The 22,075-nt window shown below is 37.8% G+C and carries 18 protein-coding genes; 6 read left to right on the plus strand and 12 right to left on the minus strand.

The window, feature by feature from the left end:
* Positions 1-4 precede the first annotated feature (4 nt).
* The 9 genes from H5084_RS09760 to H5084_RS09800 all read right to left on the minus strand — a co-directional run bounded on the left by H5084_RS09760 (position 5) and on the right by H5084_RS09800 (position 10,086).
* A complete protein-coding gene (locus H5084_RS09760; RefSeq protein ID WP_182690327.1) occupies positions 5-1,306 on the minus strand; it encodes a cytochrome c in 1,302 nt (433 codons plus the stop codon).
* Between the two features lie 507 nt (positions 1,307-1,813).
* Positions 1,814-2,533, minus strand: coding sequence for an SDR family oxidoreductase (locus tag H5084_RS09765; protein ID WP_182690328.1), 720 nt, complete (start codon positions 2,531-2,533; stop codon positions 1,814-1,816).
* A 334-nt stretch (positions 2,534-2,867) separates the two neighbouring features.
* Positions 2,868-3,770 (minus strand): LysR family transcriptional regulator, encoded by a 903-nt coding sequence (locus H5084_RS09770; protein ID WP_028868236.1) that lies wholly within the window; start codon positions 3,768-3,770, stop codon positions 2,868-2,870.
* A gap of 92 nt (positions 3,771-3,862) precedes the next feature.
* Complete coding sequence (locus H5084_RS09775) at positions 3,863-4,180, minus strand: hypothetical protein (protein ID WP_182690329.1); 318 nt, start codon at positions 4,178-4,180, stop codon at positions 3,863-3,865.
* Between the two features lie 363 nt (positions 4,181-4,543).
* Positions 4,544-5,197: a PEP-CTERM sorting domain-containing protein gene (locus H5084_RS09780; RefSeq protein WP_182690330.1), complete on the minus strand. Its 654-nt coding sequence runs from the start codon at positions 5,195-5,197 to the stop codon at positions 4,544-4,546.
* A 517-nt stretch (positions 5,198-5,714) separates the two neighbouring features.
* Positions 5,715-6,437, minus strand: coding sequence for an oxygen-insensitive NADPH nitroreductase (nfsA, locus tag H5084_RS09785; protein ID WP_182690331.1), 723 nt, complete (start codon positions 6,435-6,437; stop codon positions 5,715-5,717).
* A 535-nt stretch (positions 6,438-6,972) separates the two neighbouring features.
* Entirely contained in the window at positions 6,973-9,006 is a 2,034-nt protein-coding gene (locus H5084_RS09790) for an FUSC family protein (protein WP_182690332.1), read from the minus strand.
* Positions 9,007-9,016: 10 nt separating this feature from the next.
* On the minus strand, positions 9,017-9,877 hold the full coding sequence (locus H5084_RS09795) for an HlyD family secretion protein (protein ID WP_182690333.1): 861 nt from the start codon (positions 9,875-9,877) through the stop codon (positions 9,017-9,019).
* Positions 9,878-9,882: 5 nt separating this feature from the next.
* Positions 9,883-10,086, minus strand: a complete 204-nt coding sequence (locus tag H5084_RS09800; protein ID WP_028868231.1) for a DUF1656 domain-containing protein — start codon at positions 10,084-10,086, stop codon at positions 9,883-9,885.
* Positions 10,087-10,577: 491 nt separating this feature from the next.
* Between H5084_RS09800 and H5084_RS09805 the strand changes: the two genes are divergently transcribed.
* Positions 10,578-11,354, plus strand: coding sequence for a haloacid dehalogenase type II (locus H5084_RS09805; RefSeq protein WP_182690334.1), 777 nt, complete (start codon positions 10,578-10,580; stop codon positions 11,352-11,354).
* A gap of 153 nt (positions 11,355-11,507) precedes the next feature.
* On the opposite strand, the gene H5084_RS09810 is transcribed toward H5084_RS09805, so the two are convergent.
* Positions 11,508-12,050 (minus strand): carboxymuconolactone decarboxylase family protein, encoded by a 543-nt coding sequence (locus H5084_RS09810; RefSeq protein ID WP_182690335.1) that lies wholly within the window; start codon positions 12,048-12,050, stop codon positions 11,508-11,510.
* Between the two features lie 113 nt (positions 12,051-12,163).
* Between H5084_RS09810 and H5084_RS09815 the strand changes: the two genes are divergently transcribed.
* From H5084_RS09815 to H5084_RS09835, 5 genes are all read left to right on the plus strand, one after another.
* Entirely contained in the window at positions 12,164-12,751 is a 588-nt protein-coding gene (locus H5084_RS09815; protein WP_182690336.1) for a TetR/AcrR family transcriptional regulator, read from the plus strand.
* 275 nt (positions 12,752-13,026) lie between these two features.
* Positions 13,027-15,279: a penicillin-binding protein 1B gene (gene mrcB, locus H5084_RS09820; RefSeq protein WP_310735747.1), complete on the plus strand. Its 2,253-nt coding sequence runs from the start codon at positions 13,027-13,029 to the stop codon at positions 15,277-15,279.
* A gap of 22 nt (positions 15,280-15,301) precedes the next feature.
* On the plus strand, positions 15,302-15,709 hold the full coding sequence (locus tag H5084_RS09825) for a tetratricopeptide repeat protein (RefSeq protein WP_182690337.1): 408 nt from the start codon (positions 15,302-15,304) through the stop codon (positions 15,707-15,709).
* A gap of 436 nt (positions 15,710-16,145) precedes the next feature.
* Positions 16,146-16,334, plus strand: coding sequence for a hypothetical protein (locus H5084_RS09830; protein ID WP_182690338.1), 189 nt, complete (start codon positions 16,146-16,148; stop codon positions 16,332-16,334).
* A 30-nt stretch (positions 16,335-16,364) separates the two neighbouring features.
* Positions 16,365-17,747 carry an NAD-dependent succinate-semialdehyde dehydrogenase gene (locus H5084_RS09835; protein ID WP_182690339.1) on the plus strand — a complete coding sequence of 461 codons (1,383 nt, stop codon included), beginning with the start codon at positions 16,365-16,367 and terminating at the stop codon, positions 17,745-17,747.
* A 1,132-nt stretch (positions 17,748-18,879) separates the two neighbouring features.
* Here the strand turns inward: H5084_RS09835 and H5084_RS09840 are convergent.
* Both H5084_RS09840 and H5084_RS09845 read right to left on the minus strand, forming a co-directional pair.
* A complete protein-coding gene (locus H5084_RS09840; protein WP_182690340.1) occupies positions 18,880-20,586 on the minus strand; it encodes a protein kinase domain-containing protein in 1,707 nt (568 codons plus the stop codon).
* Positions 20,587-20,676: 90 nt separating this feature from the next.
* Entirely contained in the window at positions 20,677-21,489 is an 813-nt protein-coding gene (locus H5084_RS09845) for a formate/nitrite transporter family protein (protein ID WP_182690341.1), read from the minus strand.
* Positions 21,490-22,075 lie beyond the last annotated feature (586 nt).

Raw genomic sequence — 22,075 nt, forward strand, 5'->3', positions numbered from 1 at the left:
TGAATTATTGCTCAAATCGGGGTTGATTGCGGATTTCAGTTACTTTTTGTTGCAATTCAGGCCAAGGCTTTTGACCTGCCGATTGACGTAAGTAGGCAACGATTGCACTAATATCTTGATCACTTAATGCATCACGGAATCCAGGCATAACAACGCCACTAATACCTTGGTCACTGCGCACACCATCCAATATTACATTAACCAAATTGGTTGGTTGTTCAAGGTGAGTCGCTGACCCTAGTGTTAATAATGGACGACCTTTGACTAGTTCGTCACTGCTGTAATGGCAAGCTTGGCAAGCCGTTGCATATAATCTAGCGCCTTCGTCAATACGTAGGTCTGCTTGTGTATGTTGTGCTTTTATCGCTGCTTGTAAATTAGCATTAGCAGCAGGGTCATCACTTTCATTCGCGCCGCTATGATCAGCAAAATACAAACTAATCGCTTGCACATCATGCTCTGGTAATGCCGATAAACCTTTGTGCATGACCGGTGCCATTGGACCTGCAGCACTGCCATGATATGGAGAATTACCCGTGGTTAAGTATTCATAAAAATCTTCCGCACGCCAAGGGATAGGAGAAGTGCTTGTTGCCGTTAATGAAGGAGCTATCCAGCCATCAATATCCGCACCTTGATACATTTGGTCGTATTTTTCACCACCCAACGCATTACGTGGCGTATGACAGGCACCACAATGGGCAATACCTTCAGCCAAATAAGCACCGCGATTCCATTGCTCAGATTTATTATCATTAGTTTGGAATGACTGTGTATCTGCAAATAACAACTTCCAACCTGCTTGTAACCAACGAATATTAAGCGGAAATGGAATACCATTTTCTTTTTTAACTTGGTTAACAGCTGGCACTGACGTCATGATATAAGCGTAAATAGCACGAATATCCTCGTCGGTCATTTTATTAAAGTGCTCAAAAGGAAACGCGGGTAATAAATGGTGCCCATCACGGCTCACACCGCTGCGCATAGCACGATTAAAAGCTTCTTCAGACCAGCTACCAATACCTGTTTCAACATCTGGAGTGATATTACTAGAATAAATCGTACCAAACTCGGTGTGCATTTCGTAGTTACCTGCGTAAGGTTTACCACCAGCGGGTGTATGGCATGTACTGCAATAACCGGCAGCTGCAAGTACTTTGCCTTGTTCAATAACTTGTTGGGAATAATCACTCTTAACTGGGGGGGTTATTGGATCAATAGAAGGGTTCCAAGCATAAAAGCTGAATAAACCAAGTCCAATAATTACTGCGCCAGATACGCCATAAACAATACGTTTTAGCATATTACATTGCCTTATTTAAAATATTTCGGGGGTGGGCAGAGAGTGAACTAACATTCCCTGTTTGACTTCGTATTACAGGTACTCTTTGTGAAAAAATGATTTACCATGACCTGAGACAATAAAACCTGTAATCGACGTCAATTTTAATGTGAATAAAATATGAAAGCAACCTTCAGAGACTACTAATCACTTAACAAGTTAACTGAAATGTGTATTGTATGCTTGAATATCTAATAAGAGTTAAAGACTTGACTGTGCAAGCCAGTAATGAATAACAAGCCAATAATATCCGTTATCATTTAGATGCAAAAATTAACCGGCCATAATTTAATAACCCCAATTAATAAGCCTAAATTTATAAGCAATGCCGTGGACATGTTCTCAGTATAACGTGAGAGGTAACCTTGAGAACTAACAAGATATTTGATGTATTAGGCTTTTCCAATATAAAGCGAGCCACCCATTAAATAACCCGCTTTGTATTCTATTTAACTCAGTATCTCTTTATTATGGTTGCTGCATCGTCGGAGCAAGTACCACTTCTCTTACGCACACTTGTTGAGGTTGTGCATAAACATACTCAACCGCTTGGGCAATATCATCAGGCATTAATACCCCTCCCATCTCCTCTTTCCATGCTTGATAGCCGCTTACAATATCGTTCGATGTTGTGTGTGAAAGTAGCTCAGTTTCTACCGCACCAGGGGCAATAGTACATACTCGCACATTACTGCTTGCCACTTCTTCACGTACATTTTCAGTGATAGCGTGTACCGCAAATTTAGAACCACAGTAAGCAGCATGATTAGGGAAAGTTTTACGACCAGCTACCGAGCTAATATTAATAATGGTTCCGGTTTTACGCGCTTTCATAGGTGCTAATACCGCTTGCATACCGTTCATCAGGCCAATCACGTTAACATCAAACATGGTTTTCCATTCTTCTGGATTCTGTACATCAAGCTCACTCAATAACATGACACCTGCATTATTCACTATACAATCAGTTGCGCCGTAAGTCGCTTCTGCTTTAGTGATCGCAGCGGTAAATGATGCTTTATCAGTCACATCTACTTGTTCGCATAGAGTATTAGGTAAGTTAAGTGCTTGTATACGCTCAATCCGACGTGCCAATAATAATAATGGATGGCCACTGTTACTTAGACGACGTGCAATCGCTTCGCCAATACCAGAACTCGCGCCAGTGATCACTATTAATTTTTTCATATTCAACTCCATTATTTTTTAAACCTGTGCAGCTAGTTTGCTGCAATGAAGGCATTATAAAAAACGAATCTGTGTTGATATATATGGCTGAAGTTAAAATACTGTTGTTATATGGCAACAATAAACCCATGATAGAGAAAAATTGTGTTCGTTTTTAAGCCTATATTCATTATTCATTATTCATTATTCATTCAGCAGCAAAAACCATCAAGCAATGAGGGGAACGGATTCTAACCGAATAAATGAAGGTGTTACGGGTATATAGCAGATGGGCTTGCTGAAGTTAGAATTACTGAAGGTAGAGCTACTGAAGGTAGAGTTACTGAAAGTAGAATCATTGAAGGTGTTGCTCGAAACGGTTTTTTATAAAATCGATAAATTCACGTAAGCGCTTAGGGCGATATTTGTCACTATGGTAAATAGCTGAAAATGCAACCACTGGTATATGCCACTCCGGTAATAACTCAATAAGTGTGCCCTTTTCTATTTCCGCCTCACAATACATTTTAGGTACTCTAATAATACCAGAGCCTGCCAATGCTCCCTGCAACAGTGCATGACCATTTTTACAAATTAACTGCCCTGTGATGTTGATATCACAATGTTGCTCTGGATTTGCTACGCGGTTAAAACTCCAACGCTTAACCGACCCCGTTAAACAGCGATGCAACATAAGTTCTTGTGGGTGGCTCGGGCTACCATAATTTTTTATGTATGCAGGACTTGCCAGCGTGACAATATGAATATCCATGAGTTTTTTGGCAACAAATCCCAGATCCTCAATATCCCCCATTCTAAACGCGATATCAAACTCATCATTGATTAAATCAACACGATGGCTACTAAAATCTAGTTCAACTTTTATTTGCGGATATAACACCATAAACTCGCTGATATACCGAGTAACAATTTCTTCACCAATGTATCCTCCGACGCAATTGATGCGAATAAGGCCACGAGTTTGTTGTGTATCGTCTACCGCCGCAATAAGTGCCTGATCAATATTTTGCAATGCACTTTCACATTGTTTAAATAATTGCTCACCGGCAAGGGTCAACTTAAGCGTACGCGTAGTTCGTGTCAGTAATTTAACCGATATTTTATTCTCCAATGCACTTATTTGACGTGACACATGAGAACGAGAAACACCCAATGCTTCAGCAGCTTTAGTAAAGTTGCCCAACTGTGCAATAAGTACAAATGAGCGAATATCGGCAAGATTAATATTATTCAGCATAGTAAATTCCAAATAAATGATATGTTCAAGTTATTCATCAACCTCAACTCGATATAAGCAAATCAGCACTGTAAATTTTAAAGCTTAACTTGTTAAAAACTCTTTCGTGAGGGATCTGTTGCTTCACGAAACTCATCAGATAGTTCTGTTAATAACGTCTGGTCAGCGAGCCCTTCTGAACGAATAGCAAGCAACTGTGACCAAGCCCTTGAACGGCTATGTCCATCAAATAATACAGCCATCTTCTCATCTCTATTTTGCAACAACTTATAGATCAACAAATACTTGTTATGTGCACTTTCATCTTGCTTCGATATTAGCGTTTGTGATGCTTCTAAGACCAAGTTGCAATATTTTTCAATAGCAATCTCTTTAATAGATTTGAATACTTTCCAATCAGATTCTTTCAAATTACAGCTCCATATTATAAATATGATCCTTATGCTTATTCGATAATTGTACAGAATAAATTCCCCCTAACAGTAAAAATCCAGAATAAAATAACTGTAGGACGAGATTCTTTTGATAATTGGCCCGTCACTTTCTCAGACCAAGTATTTTGTGGTCGCTTCACGTCGTCGTCAACAACCATTCTTATTTAGTTGGTTCTCGTTATATTGGCGGCCACCAAAAGAACTAAAAAGATGAATAGTTTCCTTGAATTTATTTTTCTAATTGAAAAAGACCTAACAGATAGAAAGGTCTTTATAAGAAACGATACTTATCGCTAAATGAGGTTAATTACATATCCATAATGAAATTTACGATAGTAGTTAACGTAATTTACGACGGTTTCTACTAAGTCCAAAACCTACCAAACCCAATCCTAACAGAAGAAGCGTTTCAGGCTCAGGTACATTAGCTCCTGCCGAGTATTTTGTTAAGACTCGAATATAATCACCAGGGGTACTTGCTGTCCAATCAACGTTCACCGTTGAACCTATGAATGTTGCACTGTCACTATTTTCAAGACCACGTAGGGTCGGATTAAGATAAGTGACCGTATTATTCAATAAAAAGTCACTGCCATTTAAGTTGATCGTACTCGTAATGAGTGCAAGAATATCAGCATCAAAATTTACAAATCCAACTTGTGACCTGCTTTTATTAGGATCAAAGAATACATAGTGACTAGCAACCGTTGTCCCTGCTGATAACGTTCCTGCAAGGCCTCCTCCTATATCATCTACCGATAAGTTTGTACCCAGAGTAATATTTTGACCTTCGTTAAATGCATAAAGATTATTATTATTGAAAGTATTATTACCTACAGTATTACTCGGAGTGGATTGGTTAAAAGGAACATTAAGCTCAACAAAATTTCCAACACCAGAAGTTACGGAACCACTAGTAATGATTGCTTGAGCGCCAGAAGCAAGGCAGCAAAGAGCAGTAAACACAGTACAATTTTTAATTATATTTTTCATATTGACTCCATGTCATCATTGACGTTATGAATAAAATAAAATCGTTTTATATAAACGGCCTTATTTTAAATAAAGCATTTAAGGTGCCAATAAAAAACACATGCTAAATCAACATAATAAAAAATAAATATATATCAAGTGTCAGAGCTATCGACACTTGCCTAACGGCTAAATGCCTCGTTGGTAATAGTTAGGATTAGTTTTTATGCTTAAAAGGCAAACAATCTAAACAATCGAGTAATCAGGATGAATTTATAAATTGCCCATGCCACTGAAGAACTCACTCTGTTTGCGGCGCAACTCCATGAACACATCACACACTTCAAAATGCAGAAATCAATAGCTGCACTGCATTGGGTATTGGAGGGACATTTATACACAGAAAAAATGCCATTTAAAGTGATCAATGAAAGAGCCTATTTAACTCAATAGGCTCTTTTTCTTCTTTTACGTAATAGCGTCACCCATTACGTAACTCACAACCATAAATAGCAAGCGAGAAACAACGATGCTAAATCTAGCGTTTTGTAAGCCCTTTTTTATTCAAATATGGCAGGATATGTGGACGAGATTCTTTTGATAATTGCCCCGTCACTTGCTCAGACCAAGTACTCTGTTTTTGGTTACTCGAACGGCTTGCATAATAATCATGTATCACCTGATCATAATCTTTAATATCGCCCATATTCAGTGGCTGATATTTATTTTCATGCATAATTACATGAGCCGGTAAACGCGGCTTAATTTCAGGGTCTTGGGCTGGGTAACCTAAACACATGCCAAATAATACCGATGTATTTTGAGGTAATTCAAGCAATTCATCCACCAACTGTATTTGATTACGTAACCCACCAATATATACACCACCTAACCCTAATGATTCAGCGGCTAATAAACAGTTTTGAGCCATGATGCCACAATCCACTGCACCAATAAGCGTAAGCTCAGTAAAGTCAGCTTGTACATCAGGATTAATCGCCGCATGACGTTGATAGTCAATACAAAATACTAAAAATTCAGGCGCATTTTCAACATAGGGTTGATTACCTGCATACTCCGCTAGCAATTTACGTTTACTTTTATCCGTTACCCTAATGATAGAGACAACCTGTAGCATACTCGAAGAAGAAGCGGCTAATCCAGCTTGAATAATACTGTCGAGTTGGCTTTTCTGTATTGGCTGTTGCGTATATTGGCGAATCGAACGATGGTTTAACATCGTCTCAATGGTTTTGTTCATAAATCAGTAATCCTTGTCGCTATAATTGAAGTCATAATTGAAGCCATAGTTGTTATTATAATTATCGTTATAAAATGCACCATAAGGTGTAATGCACTCTTAATAACCCGAATCAAAACATGGCAATGCAGAGAATGAAATAAAATAATACGGTGACTATTTCAAAGCAAGGTAGGCTTGTCAAATCAGTTCATTAATGGCACGTCATGTTCGCTTTAATGCCGCAAAATCGATTAGTTAATATGGAGGCTAATTGTTGATTAAATACCACCCTCATTTTCTACCACTAATTATTTGAGATGATTAAATTCAACCTTCGGGTAATTTTGTATTTTTGAGTCCCCCACATTTTGAATACTGTCTCTTTGTCGCATTACTCACTTAAAAATGATACCTGCAATCTGATACCGTTTTATCTCAACACTCTGACTGCCCATTAATCATTATTTTGTACAAGCAGCGAGAATGATTTACTTTATCATTTCGCATAAATTTTATGGCTAATAACCGATAAATAAACGGCTGAATCTCGGCACTACTTTATTTTACTGGCGCTTCTTTCTAAGGTGAGGTTAATACGTATAAACATGCCTTGAATAGCATCTATTTGAGCCGAGTCACGCCCTTCAGATACAAGCTCTTGGTACAATAAATCAGAAGCTTGTTTAAAATCGTCGTTACACTTACCTTGGCTCGCTAATAAAAAAGCATCAGCTAATTTGTATTGCCATTTTTTAAGGTACTTTAATTTTTTGCCTACTAAGTTTTCACATATTGATTGCACTCGAACCAATGCATGCCCTAAGTTAAGTCCAGTTAAAGCGAGATCGGTAATGGCACGAGAATGAGAACCTTGATCGTAATTAATTAACCTTAACAATCTATCTGCCATTCGACGGTTGTACCAAATAGCAGGCATTTTCTGATTATCTATATTCATTAAGTCTTTATGAGTCGCTTTAAAAACTCGGCTAACTAATAGCTGAATGCTAGGCCCTGTAAATAAGTGAAAAATCCAAAACAAAATACTAACACCAACAAAAATAGCCATCGCTGCACTTAATGTATAATCAATGGTAAAAGCCAAGCTCATGTCAGTGCTGGGGCGAACTAAAATTGAAAATGGAATGCAAAATCCTAAACCATAGGGCAGTGTTTCACGTTCAGCAATTAGCAACAGGCCTAAAAAGTAAGGTCCAGCTAACACTAATAATAATACCTCTAATTGCCCGCCGCTTTGCGCGAGTAAATTAAGAGCGTAAAAGATAGTTACCACAGAAGCTGCCACGACCCCAATTAGCAAGCGTTTTATAACTACACGTAAAATAGCCAAAGGTATTCGCGCTAACATAATAGAGAATATGACGGGCAAAATCATGATCATCAATGCAGCCGATGAACCTGTACTTATCCAAATACATGCGCCAATCACAAACACTAATAAAGTTCTAAAGCCAACAATGATGCCTGCTAACGGATCCCGGTAAGTCAACATACTTGGCGCATTCAACAAGGTTTTATCACGTTCCTGTAGTGCTTTATAGGCACGCAATAAAATGGTTAAATCCCCTGTTATATCTAAGGCGACATTAAACATATGCGATTCAAAAGGAGCTTCAAAGGTATTATTGACTCGCCATTCTGTCAGTTCCCTTCGAAAGGCTTTAACTTCCTCAGCGCAAAACGCATAGTTATCAGATGCTGCAATACTGGCTAGTACCTGTTTTAATCGGTTAAATAATTGTGCTAAATCAGCAGTAATTAGTTCAGAATGATTACGTTGCAGACGACCAAATATTTGAATTAAAGCCAGTAACGACAATACTTTTTGCGCTAATTGATTTGCCGCTCTTGAGCGCCCTGGCCCTTTTGGCCCTTCGTAACGTACGGCACTGGAATCTTCATTTATCAAGCCTAAGGTCGCCATCACGCCATCAATTTGTGTATGACGTTTTTCATGTGTCCCTTTGGTGTCTAGCTCAGCCACTAAATAATTTAAGGTTTGGTTGATCACCGACCTAGCTTGGATTTGTAGCGAATTTTTTATTTTTACTGGCCAGAATAGATGGCTGACAATCCCTGCACAAAGAGAGCCGATAATGATTTCACTCATACGCGCCTGTGCCACGTCGAATACGCCTTGGCTACTAACGGTCGTCGGACTCACCATCACTAAAAGTACAATAATTTCAGCCGTTACTGCCGCCATCGCAAAGGCATAAACAAAGTTAGCTTGCCGCACCATTGCAGATAAAGCTGAGTTTAAGCCTAGCCAAATAGCCAATGCGCCCAGTGCTAAATAGGGATATGACATCAACTGACTTAATAGCAAGATGCCAAATAACCCTCCGACAATGGTACCTATTATTTGGCAAAGTGCTTTTTCGATCACCAGACCACTTTCTGGGCGTAACTGTAAAAAAATAGCCGAAACTAATGCCCAGTAAGGGCGATCAAGGTTCAGCGCCATCGCAATCGTTAAAGCCATCGCCATCGCAATAACACCTTTTATCGCAAAAATAACAGCCTGTTTTTTAGGAAAAAATAGATGACGTAACACCACTCCCAAGTTATTCCCCTTAGTCTGTCGCGAGATGAATCGACACTGTCATTCCCGCACTCAGCTGAATACCTTTAGGTAATGTGTCTAATTGAATATCAACGGGAATACGTTGTGACAAACGCACCCAATTAAACGTTTGTTGAACTTGAGGTAAAAGTTGGCTGTTACTTTGTGTATTGGTATTAGCAATTGCTTTGCCTACGCTAACAACATGACCCGTTAATTGTTCACCACCACTGAGTAATGCGATTTTGGCAGCTTGGTTTTCATAGATAAGCGGCACTTTAGTCTCTTCAAAATAACCTGTGACATAAAATGAATCAGATTTAACAATCGCAAAAACAGATACACCCTGCCCGATATAATTTCCCTGACGTAAATTTAAATTAATGATTTGGCCTGATACTGGGGCAACGACTTCCGTTCTATCAAGGTTTAATTGTGCTAAAGCCTGCTCTGTTTTAGCAAGATCATAATTAGCTTTTGCAATATTTCTATTGATACGCGTTAGCTCTAAGCCTTCTTCACTGATTGCTTTTTGATTGTTTAATGCTTCGCGGCGGTTGTATTTATGCTTAGCTAACTCCCACGCTAACAATGCTCCTTCCGTGTTTGCTTTACTTTTATCTAAAGCAGCTTGATAACGTTTGTTATCAACACTAAACAGTAACTGGCCTTTTTTAACTAATTGCCCATCTTTAACATTGAGCGTTGTTACCCAACCCGAGACATCAGCTGCGACGGTGACAATATCAGCTCGAACTCGTCCATCGCGAGTCCATGGCGTATGCATATAATCAGTCCAAACCCAACGCCCTGCAACTACCGCCATGATCACAACAACAACGGTAAAAAGAATACGTAGATACTTTGTCATAAAATTTATCTTCCACTCAGTAAATATACAGTTAAGGCGAAATAGCATACAAAAAGTGATACTTCAAACCAGGCAACTTTCCATATGCGATCGTGCCAGTCTAAACGGTGTAAAGCAAAACGAGTTAATGCAGATAAGATAAAAGCAATCGGAATATAGATAACCAAAGGGCTAAACTCCATTCCACCTAACACTACAGTTTGAAGCATAAAGCCCCTTACATTGATTAAAAAGTTACATCGATTAAAAAAGCCTATCGTAAAAATGAAGACCTGAATCGTTTATTAATAAGACAGCATAACAAGACAACTTGCTAAAACCATAAGATAAAAATTTCACCCAAATGACATTGTTTGTTATCAACCATTGCATTCAAGTTTACTAATAAATAACGTCATTTAAAAATCTCTCAATATATTTTCAATATAATATTTTTAAAGACAGTATTTTTCAAACAAATACGCCCTTTAAATTATTGATCTGTATAAATAAACAACGTATTTTTTATTTATGAAAAAATTGAAATTTAAACGAGTATTCAGTGGTCTGTAGGTGACGGCCTTTACTTTCTCTTTTTATGTGTAAACCGTTTTTCGTTTATTAAGGGGCGTTAAGCCCAGTTATAGACTCAGTTATAAACTTCTTAGATTCAAATAATAAGTGCATAACTTCAACAATTTAACTTTACAGGTATTTTATAATGATTCGCTTTAAAAATTTTATGATTGGCTTACTAGTATCAATAAGCTTGACTTCAACCTTTGCACATTCTCAAGATTCAGACTCAAATCAACCAATAAAACCAAAGGTCATTTTCTTTGATGTTAACGAAACGCTACTAGACTTAGAAAATGTAGGCAAATCTGTTTCTAAAGCCTTAGGTGGGCGCGATGAACTAGTCCCTTATTGGTTTACTACAATGTTACATTACTCTTTAGTTGGGAATGTGACAGGTGAATATAATAGTTTTGCTGAAATAGGCATCGCCTCATTAGAAATGATTGCAAACCAACAAAATATTAAACTAACACCTGAAGAAGCGCGTACCGCAGTACTAACCCCCTTTAGAGACCTAGCACCACATAAGGATGTAGTTGAAGGCTTGAAAAAGATACGCGCACTGGGTTATACCATGATCACATTAACTAACTCTTCTGATGCAGGCATTGCAGCTCAACTTAAAAACTCAAATCTAGCACAATATTTTGATGGCTCATTAACTGTTCAAAATTTAAAAACCTTTAAGCCAGATTTAAAAGTATATGACTGGGCACAAAAAGAAATGAAAATAGCACCTGAAGATGCCATGTTAATTGCCGCACACCCATGGGATTTAGCAGGAGCAGATAAAGCAGGTTGGAAAACCGCATTTATTATGCGTCCAGGTAAAGCACTCTACCCTCTTGCCGCCAAGCCAGATTTGATTGGCCGAGATCTTATTGAGATAGCAAATCAGTTAGAAGCGAATACTAAGTAGACTTTGTATTTAACCTTTAACCTTTAGCGAGGATTGGTTAGGTTTGGGGTTGTTAATACTTTTATAAACACAAAAGGCAGCCGAAGCTGCCTTTTTATATCACTATTTAAAAGCCGTTAACTATACCAACTCCGCTAACTAACGGAATTGATATTATTTTACGAATTTTTGAAATGGCGCATCAACTGGAGTATCTGCAAGGTGGTTTGTGTAGTTACTCATTACTTTTTGAGATAAACCAACAATAATTTCCAGTAGTTGCTGCTTGCCATAACCTGCAGCAAAGAACTTCTCGATTTGCTGGTCGCTAATAACACCACGCTCACGTGTCATTGCCAATGTAGTTTCACGTAGCGTTTCTAACCTAGGGTTAGCAAGCTCTGTTTTGTTAACGAGCGCATCAACAATATCTTGGTCAACTTTCATTGAAGCCGCAATTGCACTGTGTGCCGGAACGCAGTAGTGACATTCGTGCTCAACGTTAATTGACTGCCATACCACGGTTAACTCTTCAGCGTTAAATGATGTTTTTTGGAATAGATCATGCAGTACTTGATAGCCTTTTAGCAAGGTTGGTGCTTCAGCCATTACTGCGTGTAAGTTAGGTAGCATACCAAATGCGGCTACAGAGTCAGCCATTAGAGGTTTTGATGCTTCAGGTGCGTTTTCTGCTGTGTATAAAGTAAATTCTGTCATGTTTAGCTCCAATAAATAATGAGTTTTAAGTAACTTCAGGACACATACTAGTTGATTTTGAGCGACCGCTCAAGTTAAAATTGAGCAAGTGTTCAAATAAATTGAGAAATCACATGGCTAACAAAATAAAGTTTGAGCGTGAGTCGGTTGTGCGCCTTGCAAGCCAACTCTTTTGGCAAAAAGGTTTTCATGCAACCTCAACCCGTGACTTACAAGAAGCTATTAACATGCGACCGGGCAGCATTTACTCTGCATTTGGTTCTAAAGAAGGGCTATACAGCGAATCGTTAAAAGATTACACCCTACAAATGAAAGCTCAAATAGAGGGCTTTTTATCAAACACGGATACTGTACTTGAAGGTTTACGTGCATTTGTGGAAAACGTGATCATTGAGACAAAAGATTGCAGTCCCAGTGCTATCTGTATGCTGGTTAAAGCAAACAGTGAATTTGCCGAAAAGGATGCTAATTTATATGAGTTAAGTTTAAATCTAGCCGCTCAATTTGAAGCCTATTTAACGCAATTATTTGAGCAAGCAATAAACAATGGTGAATTAAATAGTACGATGACTGCACTTGAGTATGCGCGTTTTTTTCAGGTGCAACTTACAGGTTTACGCGGTTATTTTAACCGTCCCGGCGTAACGCAATTAGCTCAACCAATGATCGAGCAAATGTTTTTACTGATCAAAAAACTATAAAATTAGATTAACGATCATACTCAACCAGTTATCTGTTCCAGCACTGAACAGAGAAAACCACGCCATGAAAAGGAACTTTGATGATAAAGATTAGTCAATGTTATTGGGAAGTCATGACTCGCACAATCAGCACTGGCTCAATCAGAACAAGGCCAATCAAGCTTTCTGCGTAAAACACCTTCCTTTTTTAGAAATTCATAAGTTAATATCTCTGTAATAACGTGATGATCATGCTATTACTCTGTTTTTATTTCTCGTCCTGATAAGGTCTTGCTGTGCTTCATAAATACGCCACTAAAAGATGGGCTCCATTATTAATATTAATAATGATCGCTGTCGGTATTCTCCTCTACTTAGATTCCATAGTTAATTCAACTTTTAAAGATAAACAGTGGTCAGTTGCATCAACTGTTTACGCGCGACCTTTAGAAATATATGAAGGATTGCCACTCACGTTGACTGATTTACGTGAAGAAATGACCATGCTTGGATATCATTTTGTGGGCCAAGTTAATAATCCAGGGGAGGCATTAATCGATCGAAATAAAGTGACTATTTTCATCCCTCAATTTCAGTTCAGTGACGAATTAGCTGCAGCACAAAAAATAAAAATAACCTTAAATAATGGCTTTATATCAAAATTAGAAAGTAAAGATAATAAAGCATTAGTGCGTTTACAGCCCTTGGTGATAGGCGGTATTTATCCTTCCCACAACGAGGATAGATTATTAATTCAACTTGTCGATACCCCTGTTTCTTTACAAGCAATGCTAGTTGCTGTTGAAGATAAGGACTTTTACGACCATTTTGGTATTTCACTACGTGGTATCGCCCGAGCCATGGTTACCAATATTAAAGATGGTGGATTCTCACAAGGTGCATCGACACTGACACAACAATTGATTAAAAATTATTACCTCACACCAGAGCGAACATTAATTCGTAAAGCGCAGGAAGCGCTGATGGCAGTGCTATTGGAATTACATGCAAGCAAAGCTGATATTTTAGAAGGCTACATGAATGAAATATACCTTGGTCAAGATGGACCACGCGCTATTCATGGCTTTGGTTTAGCCAGTCAGTATTATTTCAAAAAAAATATTATGGACTTATCGCTGTCGCAACAAGCACTGTTAGTTGCACTAGTGCGCGGTGCCAGTTATTACAATCCATGGCGTAACCCTGAGCGAGCATTAAAACGTCGCAATTTAGTGTTAGATATTGCAGTCAGAGAAAAACAACTTGATGCAGACCTTGCTGAATTAGCTAAGCAAGAACCACTAAAAGTGGGTGAACGCAGCGTTAGCAGTACTAAACGTTATCCTGCTTATTTAGACCTTGTGCGCAGGCAATTACAAAATGATTACAAAGCTGAAGACTTAAGTTCTGATGGACTCTCTATTTTTACTCATTTTAATCCATTAATTCAACAAACGGCTGAGTCTAGCTTGGTTAAAATGATGGCTAATAATAAAAAATCTGAGCCTAATACGAACTTGCAGGGAGCGGTAATTGTTACGCAACCGAATACCGGCGCGGTAACGGCTATTGTTGGCGGTAGCGACACACGATATGCGGGATTTAACCGTGCAATTGATGCCCGCCGACAAATTGGCTCGTTAATGAAACCCGCCATATATTTAACGGCGTTAGAAAAAAGTGAACAATATACGTTAGCGACTTTAATAAGCGACGCAGCCTACGAGAAAAAATTAGACAACGGTGATAGCTGGTCCCCTAAAAACTACGATTTAAAAGATCATGGTGATGTGCTTTTATATAAAGCGTTAGCACGTTCATACAATCAGGCAACGGCGCGTTTAGGCAATGAGTTAGGCTTAGATAATATCTTATCAACATTAAAACGACTTGGCGTTGATAGTGACATTCCCGCACTCCCTGCGATTACGTTAGGCGCGGCTGAGTTAAGTCCACTTGAAGTGGCTCAAATGTATCAAACCATTTCATCTGAAGGGTTTTATACACCGTTATTGGCGATCCGCTCGGTTGTCGATCCGCGCGGAGAAGTGCTAACAAGTTACCCTATTGCTATTGAAAAACGCTTTAGTTCTAGTTCGATTTATGCATTACGCCATGCTTTACAAGCCGTTACGCACGAAGGGTCAGCTAAAGCATTACAATGGTTATTACCTGATTTTGCTGTTGCAGGGAAAACTGGAACAACCAATGATCTGCGAGACAGTTGGTTTGCAGGTTTTTCAGATGATATGCAAGCGGTTGTTTGGCTTGGACGTGATGATAATAAAACAACGGGATTGACCGGTTCAAGTGGTGCACTTCGTGTCTGGGCTGATATTTTCAAAGCGCGATCTCAGCAACCTTTACAGAACCTGCCACCCAAAAACATCACCCTAGGTTGGGTTGATAGTGAATCAGGTGTAGGTAGCCAAGATAGCTGTGATAATGCAATACTATTGCCTTTTGTAAGTGGCACTGAACCAAAACAAGAAATACGTTGCAGTACAACCGATAAAGTCATCGATTGGTTCCGTAATTTAACCAACTAAACCAACTAAAGAGATCATATTAATGAACCATTATAAAATTGCTGTTGTTGTTTGTTTATCTAGTTTTTTATGGGCCTGTAGTACCAAACCTGTCACATCGCCAACGACAGAGTCCACGACTCCAAGTTCAGTCAGCACCGCAACTGATGGTATTGATAATACGGTGAAGGGAAGCGCGGCCTTAGACTCATTATTTAGTCTTGCTGAGCAGCAAGAAAGCAAGGGGAACTTACGCGGTGCAACGGGGATTTTAGAACGAGCAATCAGGATATCTCCACGTAACCCTGAAATCTATTTACGACTAGCAGAGTTAAATTACCGCCAAGGTAAAAATGCACAGGCACAATCTTTTGCTGAGAAAGCACTTAGTTTAAATCCGAATAAAGCATTAACGACTCAAGCTGAATTATTACTAAAAAAGCTGTATTAGAAAAGTTGCAGTAGAGAACTTGTATTAGAAAGCTTTTATTACAAAACTGTTATTACAAAGTCTTTCTAATATCCCCCTCCTCTTCATTCAGTAATGTATATGTTGAGGGTTAATGTTTTTGTTGAAGGGGTTTACGCTGCATCGAGCAGTAAAATTTTATGAGTCTGTGCCTTTTTTCCTACAGCCTTTTTCTGGACCTTTTTCTAAATCTTTTCGACAATATTTTTTGAATTTGGTCATAGTTTTGATTTTTGGCTTTTTGGTTACAAGCTGTGTTTTTCAAGACAGTTGGCACTCATTAGCTAGTTTTTATGCTGCTTCTTTCATAGAATTATCTTGATATTTATTCTCAGTGTTTTCGCTATCGCTGTTTTTCAAGACAGTTGGCAACTCTTCTTTTTTGAACAGCAGAATATTTTTACCCACAACATCCCCAATGAACAACATTATCGTTGCGTGTTCTGCGATTCTTTTTCAATATGTAAATTTAACATTTTTCATTGAACATTTTTCATTATCCTATCACCGCCATATCACCACCTTTAATTTACAAACACAAAAAATCAATATTATTCAACACCTTAAAGAAAAACCAAGCAGTGGCATTATATTTGCTCCAATCTAATCACTAATGCAATAAAGAGGTAACAGTGTAATGAGTAATTCAATAGTAACAATCAATCCTTTTACTGAGCAAAAACTAAAAGAATATACATTGATGACACATAATGAAGCTAAAAATGCAGTAGTCAATTCAAGTGAATGTTTCGAACAATGGAAACTTGTGCCTATTTCAGAACGCGCAAAACTTGCCAAAGCACTAGCAAAGGTGATTGAAGAAAATAGCGATGAATTAGTTCAACTAATGGTTGAAGAGATGGGCAAAGTAAAATCTCAAGGCGAACAAGAAGTTGCTCTTTGCGCTAATATTTGTAATTACACCGCTGATATTGCAGAAAAAGAATTAGCGAATGAAAATCGTGATTATGAAGGTGGTAAAGCAATAATTACATATCAGCCAATAGGCGTAATATTAGGCATTCAACCTTGGAACTTTCCACTCTATCAAGTAATTAGATACAGCGTCAGTAATTTAGTGGCCGGCAATACAACAGTAATGAAACACGCTTCAAATGTATTCGGTATGGCAAAGAAAATACAATCGTTATTCGAACAGGCAGGCTTCCCAAAATATGCTTACCAATCACTATTAATTGATGGTGAAACAGCCAGCAAACTAATTAGTCATGATGGCATCAAAGGCGTTACTTTTACGGGTAGTGATGCAATAGGTAAAAAAGTGGGCGAAAAAGCAGCTGAATACAGTAAAAAGACTGTATTAGAATTGGGCAGTAATGATGCTTATATTGTTTTAGATGATGCAGATATTCCATTAGCGATTGAAACTTGTATCAAAGGTCGTATTGTCAATAACGGCCAAACCTGTGTCTCTGCAAAACGTTTTATCATCACAGAAAAAAATTATGAGCTATTCAAAGAAGAGTTCAAAAAAGCGATGATGGATCTGAAAATGGGCGATCCAAAGGCAAAAGATACCGACCTAGGGCCTATGGCTAGAAAAGACTTACAAGAAAAACTACACAAACAGGTCACTGAATCTATTGACGCAGGCGCTAAAATTGTTTGTGGATGTAAAATACCTGATGAAAAAGGTTTCTTTTACCCAGCTTCTATTTTAGAAAATGTAACGCCCAATATGCCCGCTTATGATGACGAATTATTCGGTCCTGTCGCAGCACTTATCAAAGCAAAAGATAATGATGATGCAATGCGTATAGCTAACGATTCACGCTATGGTTTAGGTGGTGGCATTTTCTCTAAGGATGAAGCTAGCGCAATAGAACTGGCGATCAAACACTTCGACACAGGGATGGTTAATATCAATGGCTTTGCCCTATCTCAACCAAACTTACCATTTGGAGGAGTAAAAAGTAGTGGTTATGGACGTGAGCATGGTGGTTTTGGTTTAAAAGAGTTCATGAATATAAAATCTGTGATGGTTGCTCAGACTAAATAACCATTAAATTATAATGGCTAAATTGTAATAGCTAAATTGAAAATTAGTGCTCAACACATGTTGGGCACTCCTTAACAAGACGCTCACTTCTTAAAAATAACTACTCTAGGAGATAAACTCATGCTTAGAGCATATTCAATTAGCATTCATTTACATGCTTTATAACATCTAAACTTTCAGTTAGCCTCAGCAATAGCCAGAAAAAATGATTAGAAATTCAATCCTTTTTAAGCATCTACCTTAAAATAACAACAAAATAAAAATACCCGAGCACACTCACTAGCTGAAAAAGCACTAACTTAAAAAAGCATTTAGCTAAAATGTGAATCAAGTATTAACCGGGCAAGCTAAATTATTGCTAGAAAAGCTGTACTAGAAAACTTGTATTAGAAAATCTCCATTAGGGAACCAGCATTAGAAAAGCCTGAATGCAAAGAGTAGGTTAAGCGCTTCATTAGGTGATGTGTTTATTGAGGGGGATGACAGTGCATCAATCAATATCATTTATGAGGTCTACGATTTATCGTATATATTAATAAAATTGATTAACGATAGAGGCTTTAAAAGGCCATCGGAAAATTGATGACCTTTCATCTAATCTTTATTTAGCTAAAAATCCAACTTTTGATTTTTTAGCTATTTTTAATGTTCTTTTTTCTTTTGCAGTCAAAAGCGGTTTTTTCTTACCGTCTTTTTTGCTGTCTTGGCCTTTACTCACGATGCTTTCCTTTATTAAGATAAACAACTAATAACCCTATGACTAACGTTACACTATGACTTTAAATGATCTGGTAACGGCGAGATTATGTGCCTAAGAATTAAATATAGATAGCAATATTTATCGTAAAATTGAAAATAATTTAGCCCCAATTTAAAGCATATGTTCAGGTCATAAAAAGCAGCATTAAAAGAAGTAGTAACAGAGACTTAGCAAATTAATTTACTTAGATTGAACCTTAAATTAGTGCAAAGCTAACGGGATTTTTGTCATGAATGAATCTCCCCACCACCTGAACAGTCATATGTATTGATCATTGAAAACGGTTTGTCTTACTTAGAGCTGCGGCAGGACCTCAACCATAAAGCCTTGTAAGAGTTCTTTTGGGTGCAGGAGAATGCAAACATTATTTGATTATGTAAAAAGTAATCCTAAAACAATGCAAAATAAAATAAAGCTTACTCCTTGCCAGAATAAAACCGGGTTTCGCTCAATTAACGGTGCCCTACTTTTTGCTAAAAATTGTTTATTTGGTTTGCGCATATCGTATATAAACTCAGACAACAGAGAATAGCGGTTTTTAGGCTCAACCTGTAACGCTCTTTCTAAGGTATCATCTATCCATAATGGCAATTCTGAATCAGCATTAATAATACTCTGATAGCTCAGTTTACGTTGAGCACTCAAACTTTTTGATAATGCAATATCAGCCTTGTAGGGAAACTTTCCTGATAACATTTGATAAGTGATGATAGCGATAGAAAATATGTCTGATCTTTGTGTGCCCCATTGCCCAAGAAAATACTCAGGTGCAGAATAAAGCATGGTGCCTCTCAATACCTGTTCATGATGATTATCACTAACCCCTGCAATATAAGTAGAACCAAAATCAATGATTTTCACTGTGCCAGAGTTATCTATCATGATGTTATTCGGGCGTAGATCTTGATGGATCATCTCTTGACGATGAAAAGCTTGAACTCCTTTGACAACTTGTTCAATAATGTGACGAACGCTTTCTAATGAGGGTTTAGGGTTATCAATCATCCATTGACTAAGTGATATCCCTTCAATATATTCACTGACTAAATACAGATAGTTTTGTTTGCGATTTACTTCAATCGCTTTTGCTACATGGGGGTTATTAACTCTTTTAGCAATCCACTGCTCTAACATAAAATCTTCAAGGTACTGGCTATCATTACGCATTTCAGTCGATGGCGTTTTAATCACCACTGTTTGATTGCTTTCTATATCTCTCGCTAAAAATACATGGCTACGGCTACTAATATAAAGCTCACGAATAATTTGATAACCATCAAAGTTCATTCTGGGCATTAATTTAGGTGGCAGTGGTAATTGAGTTAGTTGATGTACTTCATCTAACTGGTAATCAGGCACATGATCAATACGAACAAGCTGTACACTGAGGTTATCATCGCTGCCAGCAGTCATAGCTTCAGCAATCACCCTAGTAGCAGCTTCATCCAATGTACTAGTGGTTTCGATGATGTTTGCTATTACATGACCTTCAATGAACTCAAAAACACCATCAGTGGCTAAAACAAACACCCCCCCTTTTTCAATCGGCAGAGCTATATAGTCAATAGGTAACGTTTCTTCAATACCTAACGCGCGAGTCAAATAACTAACATCCTCAGAAACTATACGCCGATGATCTTCAGTTAATTGTTCTAACTTATCATCAGATAATTGGTAAATTCGACTATCACCAGAATGGAATATATGAGCAGTGTTTGATTTTAAAATTAAGGCACTAAAAGTACAAACGTAACCTTTGTCTTTATTAAAGCGATCAGGACCATTAAGGCTTTGAGCATATAACCAAGAATTAATGGATTTAAGTACTTTTTGTCCTGAATTTTTCACCGACCAAGCATCTGTAGTACAATAATAATCAGATAAAAAACTACAGACAGCTGTTTCACTAGCCACTTGACTAACCTTGCTAGAGCTAATGCCGTCTGCAATGGCGATGACAACTCCCTTGGTACTCAATAAAGGCTCTTTGGGCGTAAAGCTACCAATAAAGTCTTGGTTAATAGGTTTAACCCCTTTATCAGTTGCACTGCCGATAGATACACTAAGCGGTAAACTCACAACTCCTCCAACTTTATTAATGACCTAAAACAACAAAAGCTCCACAACATAACTTGAGGAGCTTTATAAAGACTACTTTTTTAAACGTTTTTAAGCAATTTTACGTTCCGCTGATGTTTTAACATGCGTGTAATAAAGTGGTAGCCCCACTAAACATAGACCGCCAACCAAGTTACCTAAGACAGTTGGTATTTCATTCCATAGCAAATAATCAGCGACAGTAAAGTCACCGCCCATAATCATGGAGAAAGGGAATAAAAACATGTTTACTATTGAATGTTCAAAGCCCATGTAAAAGAACAACATAATAGGCATCCACATTGCCGCCATTTTAGCGCCAGCAGAGGTAGAAATCATCGCGCCAACAACGCCCATTGATACCATCCAGTTGCATAACATACCTCGAATGAAAATAGTAAACCAACCACTCACTCCATGTGATTGATAACCAACGGTTCTTGACTCACCAATCGTCGCTACCTTAGCAGCAATCACACCGCCGTCAGTGCCATAACCCATGGTTAAAATAAATGACATCATAAATGCAACGGTAATTGCACCAAAGAAGTTACCAATAAAAACTAATCCCCAATTACGTAAAACACCCGATAATGTCACACCTGGACGCTTATCCAATAAGGATAATGGCACTAATGTGAATACACCGGTTAACAAATCAAACTTCATTAAATAAAGCATGATAAATCCAACAGGGAAAAGACAAGCCCCTAAAATAGCACTGCCAGTTTTAGTCGCAACCGTAATCGCAAAGACAGCAGCTAACGCTAAAATAGCGCCCGCCATAAATGCTCTTATGATGGTATCCTTTGTTGACATGTATACTTTTGACTCACCTGCATCCACCATTTTGGTTACAAATTCACTTGGCTCTATATAAGACATAACGACCTCACCTTGGTTAAAATTACATTCCTTTATGCTTTATAGAGCACATACGATGCCAAAAATTAAACTATTGATTTATATGTGTTTATTTAAAATTATTTTATTTATTGATGATATGCATGGTATAAAATGATACATAATTCCAAATTATGCACCAAAATGGACATGTTATATAAAATGGCTCATTAAAATGCTTTAGAAGTTATCGCCCTATTAGAATTAGCATAATAAGGGGTGAAGGGAATATATAGATAGTGGGTAATAAAAAGTATCGCAGCGATAGTTGAGATACGTTAAATTACGATCTAAAAAATTACCTTTTAGTAAAAAAATGACATAAGTGAAGATCAAAAAATCCAGACATTACCTATCTGCTTATGACTGACATGCAGTGAAAATTTTCAGAATTGAACGACAGATAAAAATGGAAGGACAATATAATTATATCAAAAAAATAAGTAACTACTCAGCACTCATTAAAACTGAGTGCTTTTTACCAAAATAAAAACGTAAATGCTCAGGGCTAAGCTATTTATGCTTAGTTCAAGGCGAAAAAGCGCAGTTTAGTGGTTTAAATGAGCAT

This window comes from Psychromonas sp. SR45-3 (assembly GCF_014163575.1).
Classification (GTDB): Bacteria; Pseudomonadota; Gammaproteobacteria; order Enterobacterales; family Psychromonadaceae; genus Psychromonas; species Psychromonas arctica.